We start from the raw sequence: 12,235 nt of genomic DNA on the forward strand, positions 1-12,235 counted from the left end.
CCACGGGCGCGGCCCCGTGGACGAAGCGGACCGGAAGCGGGCGGGCTGATCACATGGGACGGGTCACCGAGCGCCGTCGTGTCGTACGGATCCGGGGCGGCGTGGCCGGCACCCGCCCCGACACCCTCGTCACCGAGGAACCCCTCGAGATACGCCTCAACGGCAAACCCCTCGCCATCACCATGCGCACCCCGGGCGACGACTTCGCCCTCGCCGCCGGCTTCCTCGTCAGCGAGGGCGTCCTCGGCTCCGCCGCCGACGTACGGGCCGTCACCTACTGCGAGGGCGCGACCGAGGACGGCTCCAACACCTACAACGTCGTCAACGTCCAGCTCGCCCCCGGCGTCGAGGTGCCCGACATCACCCTCGAACGCAACGTCTACACCACCTCCTCCTGCGGTCTGTGCGGCAAGGCCAGCCTGGACGCCGTCCGCACCGCCACCCGCTTCCCGCAGAGCCCCGGCGCCGCGGACGCCCCCGGCGCCGTACGGATCCCCGTCGGCCTCCTGGGCGAGCTGCCCGACCGGCTGCGCGCCGCCCAGAAGGTCTTCGACCGCACAGGCGGCCTGCACGCCGCCGGACTGTTCTCCGCGGACGGCGAGCTCCTCGACCTCCGCGAGGACGTCGGCCGCCACAACGCCGTGGACAAGATCGTCGGCCGGGCGCTGCGGGCCGGCCTGCTGCCGCTCACCGACGCGGTGCTGCTGGTGTCGGGCCGGGCCTCCTTCGAGCTCGCCCAGAAGGCCGTCATGGCGGGCATCCCGGTCCTCGCCGCAGTGTCCGCGCCGTCCTCCCTCGCCGTGGACCTGGCCCTGGAATCGGGCCTGACCCTGGTCGGCTTCCTGCGCGGCGCGAACATGAACATCTACGCGGGAGAGGAGAGGATCCTCCTCTGAGGGCGGGCGCACCGCGCCCGGGGTCTGTCCGGCGGCAGCCCTAGTGCTGCGACCCGGTGAACCTTTCCGGTCGCAGCACTAGCGGCCCCGTCGTCCCCGGCGGCCCGTGCCCGCGCCGGTCCCGCCGGTCCCGCCCGTCCGCCGTCCCGCGCCCTGCGAGGCCTTCGGCTTCGGCTCCGGCGGGTCGATGCGGTGCAGGTCCAGCGTTGCCGGGACGGGGACCGTGCCCGGGCCGCCCGCCTCCGCCCACGCGATGATCTCGTCCGTCGCGGTGTCGTCCAGCGCCCAGCCGAACCAGGCCGCGCGGGCACCGCGCCGCCGCGCCTCGCTCGTCGGCTGCACCACGATCACATTGGCCTGCGCACACGGCCCGAGGCAATCGCTCGTCCGCACGGCCAGGCGCCCCCCGGAGGCCGCCGCTGCCTCGCGCAGCCGGGCCAACTGGCCCGCGTGGTCGGTACCGGGGTTCTTGCGGGGGTCCCCGCAGCAGCAGCCGCGGCACACCACCAGGGTGCAGGGGCGTTCGGCATGGGCGGCGAGCGGGCGTATCCAGGTCACCGCCGCACGCTATCGGGCCCGCGGCGCCGGGTGTTGAGGGGCGGGGGAGACCTCCGCCACACGCCCCGCGGGCAGTTCACCCTCCCCGGCGCCCTCCGGGTCCTGCGCCCGGCGCCGCGCCAGCACCGCGCACACCATCAGCTGCATCTGGTGGAACAGCATCAGCGGCAGCACCGCCAGACTCGCCTGCGCCCCGAACAGCACGCTGGCCATGGGGAGTCCGGCCGCCAGGCTCTTCTTGGAACCGGCGAACTGGATGGCGATCCGGTCCGCCCGCCCGAACCCGAGCCGCCTTGCCCCGTACCAGGTCACCAGCAGCATGACGGCCAGCAGCACCGCCTCCACCGCCAGCAGCAGCCCCAGCCGCGCGGCGCTGACCCGGTGCCAGATCCCCGCGGCCATGCCCGCGCTGAACGCCGCGTACACGACGAGCAGGATCGAGCCGCGGTCCACGTACCCCAGGGCCGGCTTGTGGCGCACCAGGAAGCCGCCGACCCACGGGCGCAGCGCCTGCCCGAGCAGGAACGGCAGCAGCAGCTGCACCACGATCTTCACCAGGGAGTCCGCGGAGAACCCGCCCGCGCTGCCGCCGAGCAGGGCGGCCGCCAGCAGCGGAGTGAGCAGGATCCCCGCGAGGCTGGAGAAGGAGCCGGCGCAGATGGCGGCGGGAACATTCCCCCGGGCGATCGAGGTGAAGGCGATCGACGACTGGATGGTCGACGGCACCAGGCACAGGAACAGCAGCCCGCCGTACAGCGGAGGCGTCAGCACCCCCACCGGAACCAGCACGCGCGCCGCGATCCCGAGGACCGGGAAGAGCACGAAGGTACAGGCCAGCACGGTGAGGTGGAGCCGCCAGTGGCGCAGCCCGTCCAGCGCCTCCCGCGTGGACAGCCGGGCGCCGTACAGGAAGAACAGCAGGGCCACGGCCGCGGCGGCGAGCCCCTCCGCGACGGCGCCGGCCTGCCCGCGCGCCGGCAGCAGCGCCGCCAGGCCCACGGTCCCGAGGAGGGCGAGGACGTACGGGTCCACGGGCAGCCAGGAGGGCAGGCCCAGGCGAGGCGGACGGGGCAGGTGTGATGGACGCGGCAGCTGGGGCGGGCGGGGCATGGCGTACGCGAGCTCTCTTGCGGTCGGCGAAGGCGGGGCCGGGCGGCGGGTGCGGCGGGCCGGGGCCCTGCCCCCTCATCGTCCGGCGAGGCCCGGTCATCGGGAAACCCGTACACCGCACTCACTGCGATCGCGCTGCATGATGAGCGTGGCAGCATGGAAGCCATGTACGACCCCGTCCAGCTGCGCACCTTCCTCACGGTGGCCCAGACGCTGAGCTTCACCCAGGCCGCCGGGCGCCTCGGCGTCCGCCAGTCCACGGTCAGCCAGCACGTACGGCGGCTGGAGGAGGCGACGGGCCGGCCCCTCTTCCTGCGGGACACCCACAGCGTGGAGCTGACCGAGGACGGCGAGGCGCTCCTCGGCTTCGCCCGCACCATCCTGGAGGCGCACGAGCGGGCGGCGGCCTGGTTCACCGGGACGAGGCTGCGGGGGCGGCTGCGCTTCGGGGCGTCGGAGGACTTCGTGCTGACCCGGCTGCCGGAGATCCTGGAGGGCTTTCGGCACGAGCACCCCGAGGTGGACCTGGAGCTGTCGGTCGAGCTGTCCGGGACGCTCCACGAACGCCTGGACGCGGGACGCCTCGACCTGGTCCTCGCCAAGCGCCGCGGGCCGGGCGACGAGCGGGGCCGGCTGGTGTGGCGCGACCGGATGGTGTGGATCGGCGCGGAGGGGCTGCGGGTGGACCCGGACCGGCCCGTTCCGCTGATCGTGTTCCCGCCGCCGGGCATCACCCGGGCCCGGGCGCTGGAGGTCCTGGAACGCGACGGCCGGGCCTGGCGCATCGCGTGCACGAGCGGCAGCCTGAGCGGCTTGGTCGCCGCGGCCCGCGCCGGGCTCGGCGTGATGGCGCACACGCGCGGCCTGATCCCGCCGGGGCTGGTGCGGGTGCCGGGCCTGCCCGACCTGGGCGCGGTGGAGTTCGCCCTGCTCCGCGGCCCGCGGGTGTCGCCGGCCGCGGAGGCGCTGGCCGCTGCGGTGCTGTCGGGCGCCGACCGGCTGACCCGGGCGGGCTGAGGCCGGTGCCGGCACCGCCCGACGCCGGTGCCGGGCGGCACCGGCACCGGCGAACGCTCAGGTGCCCAGGACCACCAGGCCTTCTCGGGCCCGCAGGCTGCCCGGCGTGAGCGGGGCGAAGGTGTGCGGCAGGGCCAGGCGGGGCGGCCCGCCGTCCGCAGGCGCGTCGAAGAAGTAGGCGGCCTCCGCAGCGGTGTCGCTGACCAGGTGCGGGCCGGACGCCGACGCCGTGGCACGGGCCAGCGGCGTACGGAACAGGCTGCGCAGGTGCCGCAGCGTCTCCGCGGTGACCCGGGTCGGCACCGGCTGCCCGGCCGCCGGGGCCGGCTCCGGGGCCCCGTCCCCGGCCGCCGAGCCCTCGGGAGCGTCCGGACCGGCACCGGCACCGTCCGCTGCGCCGGCCGCGGGAGCGGGGGCGTCCGGGGGGATCGCGCCCGACAGCAGCAGCGCCAGCAGCACCGGCACGGCCTTGCGGCGCAGCGCCTCGGTGGCCTCGTGCAGCCGGTGGGCGTGGGTCGCGGGCAGGGACAGCGCGAGGCTGCCGGCGGCTTCCCCGGTGGCGATCGGAACCGCCGAGCACACCACGCCGGGGGAGTACTCCCGCAGATCGAAGACCGGCGCACCCGGGGCCAGCGCGTCCAGGGCGGAGAACAGCGCCCGGCTGTCGGTGATCGTCTGCGGGGTGAGGCGGGCCGTGTGGTGCCGGGCCAGGTGGTCGCGGCGGCCGTCGTGGTCGAGCTGGGTCAGCAGGCACTTGCCCACCGCGCTGGCGTGCGCGGCCGCCTTGAAGTCCACCCACTCCTGCACGGGCGGGGTCCCGGGACCGTCCGCCATCTGGGTGATGCGGACCTCGCCGTCGGCGTACCGGCTCAGGTACACCGCGGCCCCGGCGCTGTCCCGGGCCAGCGCCAGGGTGCGCTGGAGCTGGCGGGGGAGCCCGGCGCCGCCCGGGGCGGCGAGCCGGTCCAGGGCGGGCCCGCGTGCGTACACGCCCGCGCCCGGCCGGTACGCGTACTCCTCCTCGCACAGCATCGCCAGCAGCGGCCGCAGCTCCGCCTCGGCCAGGGCGGACTCCCGCGCGAGCTGCCCGGCCCGCACCCCCAGCGGGTGCTTCTCCAGGACCCGTACGACGGCCAGCGCCCGGCGGGCCTCCGCCAGGGCCTCGCCCTCGCCGCCGCCCCCGCGCCCGCCCCGCCGCGCGGCGGAGGCCAACGCGGGATGCCGCAGGGGCCCGGGCCCCAGCCCGTCCGCCCCGCCGGACCCTGCCCCGACAGGCCGCGCTGCGCCGGGCCGAGCCGCGCCGGGCCGCGCTGCGCCGGGCCGCGGGCCCCGCCGCCGCGAGCCGACGGCGCCGGCCGCCGCGTACATCCCGGCCGCCGCGTACGCCCCGGACCCGAGGACCGCCCGGCCGGCGGACTGCGCCGGGGGCGGGAGCGGGGGGCGGAAGGCGGTCAGGACCGACGGCAGTCCCGGCCTCGGCAGCGGCACCGGTCCCAGGTCGGGATCGTCCAGCTGGTCCAGGTACCGCAGGACGGCCGCCTGGGCGCACAGCCGCACCTCGCGCAGGTCCCGGCGGCCGCTCGGCCGGAAGCCGCGCCGGCCCAGCTCGCGCGCCCAGACCTTGGCGTCGTGGTGCTCGCCGCGCCGGGAGTGGTCGAGGAACAGGCAGTACGCGGCCGGGGCGGTCCGCGCGCGCCCGGAGCCGGCCGCGAACTGCCACCAGAACCGGGCGCCCTCGCGCAGCCCGGCCAGGTGCAGCAGGCAGCCGAAGACGACCGCGCCGGCCAGGTCGGTGTGCGCGCTCGCGATGAAGGCGGCGAGCTGCGCCTCCGCGCGGGGTGCGCACACGACGGCCAGGCACGCGGCCTTGAGGTCGCGCCGGGCGCGTTCGGAGTCCAGCGGGCACTCGCGCGCGGGATCGCTCCAGCCGTACGCCCGCCGCCGGGCGGGAGCGGCTGCGCCCCGGGCACGTGTCGTGCGCAGCAGGCGGGCCTCGGCGGCTCCCAGGTCGTAGTGCGGGTACCGGTCGCGGACGCTCGCCCGCGCCAGGAACTCGGCCAGGGAGCGGCGGCCGGCGTCGCCGGCGTGCTCCTCCTTGCCCTCGCGCCGCCTCATGATTCGGCGGAGGTGTCGAGCAGGCGGGCGAGCCGCCGGTGGGCCTGCCCGAGCTGGGAGCGGACGGTGGCCTCGTCGACGCCCATGACCGCGGCGGCCTCGCCGGGCGTGCACTGGAGCCCGTAGCGCAGCAGCACGGCGTCGCGCTGGCGCTCGGCGAGCCGGGAGACGGCGGAGTAGAAGCGGATGGTGTCGGTCAGTACCTCGTACTGGTCGGCGTGGGCCTCCTTCAGGGCCGCCTCGAAGGCGCTGATGTCCATGGGTTCGGGCCAGGTGCTGCGCAGCTGCTGCCGGTCGACCAGCCGCTGCTTGAGGATGGTCCAGGCGTAGGCGTCGAGCCGGTCCATGTGAAGCATGCGTAACCACTCGTTCATGATCGAATCGAAGGTCGCGTCCACCGCGTCCTCGGCAGCCGCGTCGGAGCCCAGCTGCAGATACGCGAAACGCATGTACGAGGGCCTCCGGTTCGCGTGGAAGGCCCAGTACGACAGGCGTGCCGTCGGGTCCCACTGGCTCATGGGTGTCGGCCGTCGCCGTCGGCTGGGCAGTCCCACGGCCCCACCGGACTCCTCTGGTCCGCCATCGCTCACCGTTCCACCTCACCTCATCCCCTGTGCGGGGCAAGCCTGGCAGCGTGACCGGGCGATGGGCGAGAGGAAGGAGGAAGCCGGTGGATTACGTTCGGTGATGATCGCCCCGTGACAGACTTCGACCGGACGCGGGCCCAGCCGGTACGTACGCATATGCCCCCGGCGAAGTGGGGCCGCGGGGCACCGCGGCCGCCTCCGCGACCGCGCCCCGTACCGCCCCGCGGACACCGGTCCGGGACGATCCCGCACCGCTGTAGCATGACCCCATTGCGAGGGCCGTGACGCAGAGGTCACTTCCCTCGCTTTTGCGTTGCGCCCACCCCGGAAAAATTAGGGGCGCCTCGCGATCGGACGGTTCGATACGATGAACCGCATCACAATCCGTCACGGCACGTTGCAACCGCATATATGAAATGGAGCATCCGAGGATGGCTCGACACCTGATCACCAGCGCGCTTCCCTACATCAACGGGATCAAGCACCTGGGCAACATGGTCGGGTCGATGCTTCCGGCGGATGTGTACTCCCGGTACCTCCGCCAGCGCGGCCACGACGTCCTCTACATCTGCGCCACCGACGAGCACGGCACCCCCGCCGAGCTCGCCGCCAAGGAGGCCGGCCTCTCGGTCGCAGAGTTCTGCGCGCAGGCCCACGACGCCCAGAAGGCGGTCTACGACGGCTTCGAGCTGTCCTTCGACTACTTCGGCCGCAGCTCCTCCGCGCAGAACCGCGAGATCACCCAGCACTTCGCGCGCCAGCTGCAGAAGAACGGCTTCATCGAGGAGCGCGCGATCCGGCAGGTCTACTCGCCGGTCGACGGCCGCTTCCTGCCGGACCGCTACGTCGAGGGCACCTGCCCGCACTGCGGCTACGACAAGGCCCGCGGCGACCAGTGCGAGAACTGCACCCGCGTCCTGGACCCGACCGACCTCATCGAGCCCCGCTCGGCGATCTCCGGCTCCACCGACCTCGAGGTCCGCGAGACCAAGCACCTCTTCCTCCTGCAGTCCAAGCTGCAGCACGAGGTCGAGGCCTGGGTCGCGCAGCACGAGGCCGAGTGGCCGCAGCTGGCCTCCTCCATCGCCCGCAAGTGGCTGACCGAGGGCCTGCACGACCGCGCGATCACCCGCGACCTCGACTGGGGCGTCCCGGTCCCGGCCGACACCTGGCCCGACCTGGCCGCCGAGGGCAAGGTCTTCTACGTCTGGTTCGACGCCCCCGTCGAGTACATCGGCTCCACCAAGGAGTGGTCCGACCTCGACCCGGCCGCCCGCGACTGGAAGTCCTGGTGGTTCGATGCCGACGACGTCCGCTACACCCAGTTCATGGCCAAGGACAACGTCCCGTTCCACACGGTGATGTTCCCCGCCACCGAGCTCGGCGTGCGCGAGCCCTGGAAGAAGGTCGACTACGTCAAGGCCTTCAACTGGCTGACGTACTACGGCGGCAAGTTCTCCACCTCCCAGAAGCGCGGCGTCTTCACCGACCAGGCGCTGGAGATCCTCCCGGCCGACTACTGGCGCTACTTCCTCATCGCCAACGCGCCCGAGTCCGACGACTCGTCCTTCACGTGGGAGCACTTCACCGCCACGGTCAACAAGGACCTCGCCGACACCCTCGGCAACTTCGTCAACCGCGTGCTGTCCTTCTCCCGCAAGCGCTTCGGCGACGACGTCCCGGCCGGCAAGGACGCCGGCGAGGCCGAGACCCGGCTGGGCGAGCAGATCGCCGAGCTGCTCGCCGAGTACGAGGGCCACATGGACACCCTCCAGTTCCGCAAGGCCGCGGCCGCGCTGCGCGCCCTGTGGTCGGCCGGCAACTCGTACCTGGAGGAGAAGGCCCCCTGGCTCGAGATCAAGACCGACCCGGAGGGCGCCGCGCTCACGCTGCGCACCGCGATGAACCTCATCCACCTCTACTCGGTGATCTCCGAGCCGTTCATCCCGGCCTCGGCCCGCGCCATGCGCTCCGCGTTCGCGCTCGCCGACGACACGGCCGTCTGGATCAGCCCCGAGCAGGCCAAGGCGCTGGACGCGGTCCCGGCGGGAACGCCGTTCACGGTGCCGCCGGTGCTGTTCGCCAAGATCACGGAGGAGGACCTCGAGTCCTACCGCGAGCGCTTCGGCGGCACCGAGGCGGGCTGAACCGACGGCCGACGGCCGGAGGCCGGAGGCCGCGTGAGCTCGTAGCGGCGAGTACGTACGTGAGGGGCGCGGCCCGGATCTATTGATCCGGACCGCGCCCCTCGGCCATGTGCGGGTCCCGGTGGCCCTCAGCGGGCCTCAGGACGAGCCGCAGCCGGCATGCGGGGCCCGCGTCCGCGGCCAGACCGGCCCGCGCGTCGAACCGGACCGCCGGCCGGCCCTCGTCACCCGGGGCCGGACGGGTGGGGCGGGCGAAAACGGGCAGACGCCGAGCGTCCCGTACGACCGCGTGACGGCTGTGCGGCAGCTCCGAGCTGCCGGCAAGGAGGTCACCATGGACGTCCTCGTGCTCATCGGACGCATCCTGTTCGTCCTGCTCTTCACGGTCTCGGCGGTGGGCCACCTGACCAAGACCAAGGCCATGGCCGGATACACGGCTTCCCGCGGCGTGCCGATGGCCACCGCCGCCACCCTCCTCAGCGGCTTCGTGATGCTGGTCGGCGCGATCAGCGTCGGCGTCGGCCTGTGGGCCGACATCGGTGCCCTGGCGCTCGCCGCGTTCTGCTTCTCGGCCGCCGTGCTGATGCACGGCTTCTGGGGTGAGAAGGAACCGCAGGCCCGGCAGATGGAGCAGGTGAACTTCTTCAAGGACACCGCTCTGGGCGGCGCCGCCCTCATCCTCTTCGCGTTCTTCGCCTTCGCCGGGCACGAGCTCGGGCTCATGGTCACCGGCCCGCTGCTCTCCATCAGCTGAAGGCTTCCCGTTCGGGTGATGGGGAGGGGCCCGTGCTGACCCCGGTGGCCGGAAGCCGCTGCTCCGTCGGGGATCTTGACGCGTCTGCCGCGTATCGAAGCGGTGCCGTGATCGTTTCTTCATCCGAAAGCTCACATCTGCTGCGGAACGGGAGGACGCGGTGACCGCTTGGCAGTACCTCGCCGGAGCGGGCCTGGTGGCGGCGCTGTACCCGCTACAGGGCCAGGTGGCCGTCGCCGACGACGGCGGCGGCCACGCCGCCGCCCGGCCCGAGGTGTGCGTGCCGTCCGGCATCCCCCGCCCGACCGCAGCGCCGCCGCAGGCCGCGCCCCCGGCGGTGCGGCCTCCGGTACGGGCCCCCGGGCCCGGGGCCCAGCGGCCGACCGTGCACCACCCCGGGCAGGCGCCCCGCCCCGCGCCCCCGGCCCCCGCCCCGGCGGAGCCGCCGGCACGGGCGGAGCCGCCGGTGCCGGTGGCTGTGCCCGCGCCCGGGCCGGGGGCGGTGCCCCGGCCGATGCCGGTGCCGGGGCCGGTGCCGGGGCTGGTGCCTGCGGCGAAGGCCGGGGCCGCGGTGCCGGAGCCCCCGGCACCCGCGCCGGATCCCGAGCCACCTGCCGGGCCGCCGCCCGCCGACACCCCCGCCCCGCCCGGGGCCGAAGCGGGGGACCCGGTGCGCGCGACGGCCTTCCACGTGCGCCCGTACCGCTCGAAAGTCCTGGCACGACGCGGGCCTGACGGCCTGTCCACCGTGATGCTCATGGCCGTCGTCACCACCCCGGCCGTGCTCGCCGCGGCCGTCCTGCGACCGCGCTCCAAGAACCGCACCTGAGGCCGGTCCCACCGACCGGTCCCCTCCACCAACGGGAGAACCCTCGTGTCCGAATGGCTGATCCTGGCCATCGCCATGGCGCTCGTCTGCGCCCTCGTCTTCGCCTTCACTGCGCTCCGGCACCGCCGGGTCGCAGCCGATGAGGACACAAGCGAAACCCCCGACGTCATCGAGTACATGACGATGATGGTCGGCGTGGTCTACGCCATCGTGCTCGGCCTGGCCATCGCGGGCGTCTGGGAGGCGCGCGGCGCCGCCGAGGACAGTGTGCGGCGCGAGGCCCAGGCCCTGTACGAGGTCACCCAGCGCGCCGACGTCTACCCGGCCGCCGTCCGCGACCGGATCCGCAGCGAGGTCGACGCGTACGTCGCCCACACCGTCGCCGTGGACTGGCCGCGCCTGACCGCGGGCGACAGCGCCTCTCCCGAGGGCGCGGACCTGCTGGCCAAGCTCCGCACCGACGTCACCCACCAGAGCCCCGCCACGGAACTCCAGGCCCAGGCGTACCAGCCGCTGCTGGACCAGATCGCGGCCGCCGACGACGCCCGCCACTCGCGGGTGCAGAGCGACGAGTCCACTCTGCCGAGCGTGGTGTGGTTCGGCCTGCTGACCGGCGGCGTGGTCACCGTCGGCCTGATCTTCACCCTGCAGATCCGCCGCTCGGGCCGTGAACTGCTGCTGGCGGGCCTGTTCAGCGCGCTGATCGTGTTCCTGCTGTTCATGGTGTGGAGCTTCGACGCCCCGTACGGCCGCGGCGGAATCGATTCCGCGGCCCCGTTCGAAGACCTGTTCCCGAAACTGGCCCTGGCGGCGGAGCGGTAGGGGGGCGGGGCGGGAGCTGCGGGGCGGCGACGGGCCGCGGGGCGGCGGCCGAGGGGGTGGGGCTCCGGCCGACGGAACCGGCCGGCCGCCCCGGCGACCGCTAACCCCGCCCCGGGCGGCGGGCGCACGGCGGCGGGGGCGGGGGTAGGGCGGGGGCGTCCCGGGGCGGACCGCGGCGGCCGGGGCGGGCGTCCGGCGGCGGCGCGAGCGGACCGCGCCGTCGGGCAGGACGGCAGCCGCGGCGGGCAGCGGTCCGGGGGGCGGGTCCGGCCTGTTGGGCGGTGCCTCGTGGGAACGGGGTCACGGTGGGGCGGGGTCGGGGGGTGTCCGGGGGCGTCCCGGCCGCCCATTGTCCTTTCGGTTCGCGCCGGCCTGTCAAGGGCGCTCCCTGCGGTCGCGTCGCTTCGCGATGGCCTTCGGCCACCCTTGACAGCCCGACACGAACCGAAATGCCAAAGAGCTGCCGGGAAGCCCCCGAAGGATGGCCAGGGGGTCAAGTCCAGCCCCAGCCCTCGTCAGAGAGGGCCATCCGGGTCCCGATGCGCAGAATCCTTCCTCCCCACATCACCACCCTGCCCCGCACCGGGCTTCCGGGAAGCCGAGCCCCCAAGGCCCGCCAAAGGGCCTTCTCCGGAGCCGAGGGGCTCCAACCCGCACCAGGCATCAAGAAAATGGCTGCCAGGAGCGGGGAGACGCCCCAAATCGCTACGCGCTCCTCTCTCCTCGGCGTCCGACGGCCGTCTGTGGCTGGTAGCGCACCAGATCGCTACACGGCCCCGCACGTCTCAGCGTCCGACGGTCGTCTGTGGCTGGTGGACGCGGCAGATCGCTACACGCTGCCTCTCTTCTCGGCGGCTGCCGGCCGTCTTGGGTTGGCAGCCGCAAGGGACGGCCGGAATGGATGGAGAGCGGGCGGCCGGTCGACTCATGGACGGTCGCAGAAAGGCTTCTGCGACCGTCCATGAGTCGAGAAGAGCCCCTCAGGTAGCCGAATGACGACTTTCCTGACGTCAGGCTCCGTCTGGCGTCCCTTCCGCCTCCACTCCATGCCCAAATAGGCACAAATGCGGCATTGGTGCGCTCGAAATCACCCACGATGGGAGCCAGCCGCCGAGCCGACGGCAGCGCGTAGCGATCTGCTGCGCCCACCAGCCCCAGACGGCCGCCGGACGCCGAGACGTGCGAGACCGTGTAGCGATCTGCCGCGTCCACCAGCCCCCGACGGCGGTCAGACGCTGAGAAGTGAGGGCCCACGTAGCGATCTGGTGCGCTACCAGCCACAGACGGCCGCCGGACGCCGAGAGGTGCGAGACCGTGTAGCGATCTGCCGCGTCCACCAGCCCCCGACGGCGGTCAGACGCTGAGAAGTGAGGGCCCACGTAGCGATCTGGTGCGCTACC

10 protein-coding genes are annotated in these 12,235 nt (G+C 74.1%); 6 read left to right on the plus strand and 4 right to left on the minus strand.

Translation table 11 applies throughout. From position 1 onward, the window contains the following. Nucleotides 1-53: 53 nt before the first annotated feature. Nucleotides 54-896, plus strand: a complete 843-nt coding sequence (gene fdhD / locus ABZ924_RS08580; RefSeq protein ID WP_361905935.1) for a formate dehydrogenase accessory sulfurtransferase FdhD — start codon at nucleotides 54-56, stop codon at nucleotides 894-896. Between the two features lie 78 nt (nucleotides 897-974). Here fdhD and ABZ924_RS08585 read toward each other — a convergent pair whose 3' ends face one another. Together ABZ924_RS08585 and ABZ924_RS08590 are read right to left on the minus strand one after the other, a co-directional pair. Further along, entirely contained in the window at nucleotides 975-1,454 is a 480-nt protein-coding gene (locus tag ABZ924_RS08585) for a (2Fe-2S) ferredoxin domain-containing protein (protein WP_361905937.1), read from the minus strand. Between the two features lie 9 nt (nucleotides 1,455-1,463). After that, entirely contained in the window at nucleotides 1,464-2,564 is a 1,101-nt protein-coding gene (locus ABZ924_RS08590; protein WP_361905939.1) for a bile acid:sodium symporter family protein, read from the minus strand. A 165-nt stretch (nucleotides 2,565-2,729) separates the two neighbouring features. Here ABZ924_RS08590 and ABZ924_RS08595 point away from each other — a divergent pair, with 165 nt between their 5' ends. Continuing rightward, nucleotides 2,730-3,581 (plus strand): LysR substrate-binding domain-containing protein, encoded by an 852-nt coding sequence (locus tag ABZ924_RS08595; RefSeq protein ID WP_361905963.1) that lies wholly within the window; start codon nucleotides 2,730-2,732, stop codon nucleotides 3,579-3,581. A 57-nt stretch (nucleotides 3,582-3,638) separates the two neighbouring features. Here the strand turns inward: ABZ924_RS08595 and ABZ924_RS08600 are convergent, their stop codons facing one another. Next, nucleotides 3,639-5,696: an IclR family transcriptional regulator C-terminal domain-containing protein gene (locus ABZ924_RS08600; RefSeq protein WP_361905941.1), complete on the minus strand. Its 2,058-nt coding sequence runs from the start codon at nucleotides 5,694-5,696 to the stop codon at nucleotides 3,639-3,641. Then, nucleotides 5,693-6,214 (minus strand): sigma-70 family RNA polymerase sigma factor, encoded by a 522-nt coding sequence (locus ABZ924_RS08605; protein WP_361905943.1) that lies wholly within the window; start codon nucleotides 6,212-6,214, stop codon nucleotides 5,693-5,695. Before ABZ924_RS08605 ends, ABZ924_RS08600 begins: the two co-directional genes overlap by 4 nt. Nucleotides 6,215-6,714: 500 nt before the next feature. Between ABZ924_RS08605 and metG the strand changes: the two genes are divergently transcribed. From metG to ABZ924_RS08625, 4 genes are all read left to right on the plus strand, one after another. Then, nucleotides 6,715-8,430: a methionine--tRNA ligase gene (gene metG, locus ABZ924_RS08610; RefSeq protein ID WP_361905945.1), complete on the plus strand. Its 1,716-nt coding sequence runs from the start codon at nucleotides 6,715-6,717 to the stop codon at nucleotides 8,428-8,430. 334 nt (nucleotides 8,431-8,764) lie between these two features. Further along, nucleotides 8,765-9,184 (plus strand): DoxX family protein, encoded by a 420-nt coding sequence (locus ABZ924_RS08615; RefSeq protein ID WP_361905947.1) that lies wholly within the window; start codon nucleotides 8,765-8,767, stop codon nucleotides 9,182-9,184. A 160-nt stretch (nucleotides 9,185-9,344) separates the two neighbouring features. After that, nucleotides 9,345-10,013: a hypothetical protein gene (locus ABZ924_RS08620; protein WP_361905949.1), complete on the plus strand. Its 669-nt coding sequence runs from the start codon at nucleotides 9,345-9,347 to the stop codon at nucleotides 10,011-10,013. Between the two features lie 45 nt (nucleotides 10,014-10,058). Beyond that, entirely contained in the window at nucleotides 10,059-10,835 is a 777-nt protein-coding gene (locus ABZ924_RS08625) for a hypothetical protein (protein WP_361905950.1), read from the plus strand. Nucleotides 10,836-12,235 lie beyond the last annotated feature (1,400 nt).

Origin of the sequence: Streptomyces sp. NPDC046876 (assembly GCF_040645035.1) — a bacterium.
Taxonomy (GTDB): Bacteria; Actinomycetota; Actinomycetes; order Streptomycetales; family Streptomycetaceae; genus Streptomyces.

Bases quoted from the DNA above. Each gene is read 5' to 3' on its own strand.
- fdhD (WP_361905935.1), top strand. From the start codon at position 54: ATGGGACGGGTCACCGAGCGCCGTCGTGTCGTACGGATCCGGGGCGGC.
- ABZ924_RS08590 (WP_361905939.1), bottom strand. From the start codon at position 2,564: ATGCCCCGCCCGCCCCAGCTGCCGCGTCCATCACACCTGCCCCGTCCG.
- ABZ924_RS08595 (WP_361905963.1), top strand. From the start codon at position 2,730: ATGTACGACCCCGTCCAGCTGCGCACCTTCCTCACGGTGGCCCAGACG.
- ABZ924_RS08600 (WP_361905941.1), bottom strand. From the start codon at position 5,696: ATGAGGCGGCGCGAGGGCAAGGAGGAGCACGCCGGCGACGCCGGCCGC.
- ABZ924_RS08605 (WP_361905943.1), bottom strand. From the start codon at position 6,214: ATGAGCCAGTGGGACCCGACGGCACGCCTGTCGTACTGGGCCTTCCAC.
- metG (WP_361905945.1), top strand. From the start codon at position 6,715: ATGGCTCGACACCTGATCACCAGCGCGCTTCCCTACATCAACGGGATC.
- ABZ924_RS08615 (WP_361905947.1), top strand. From the start codon at position 8,765: ATGGACGTCCTCGTGCTCATCGGACGCATCCTGTTCGTCCTGCTCTTC.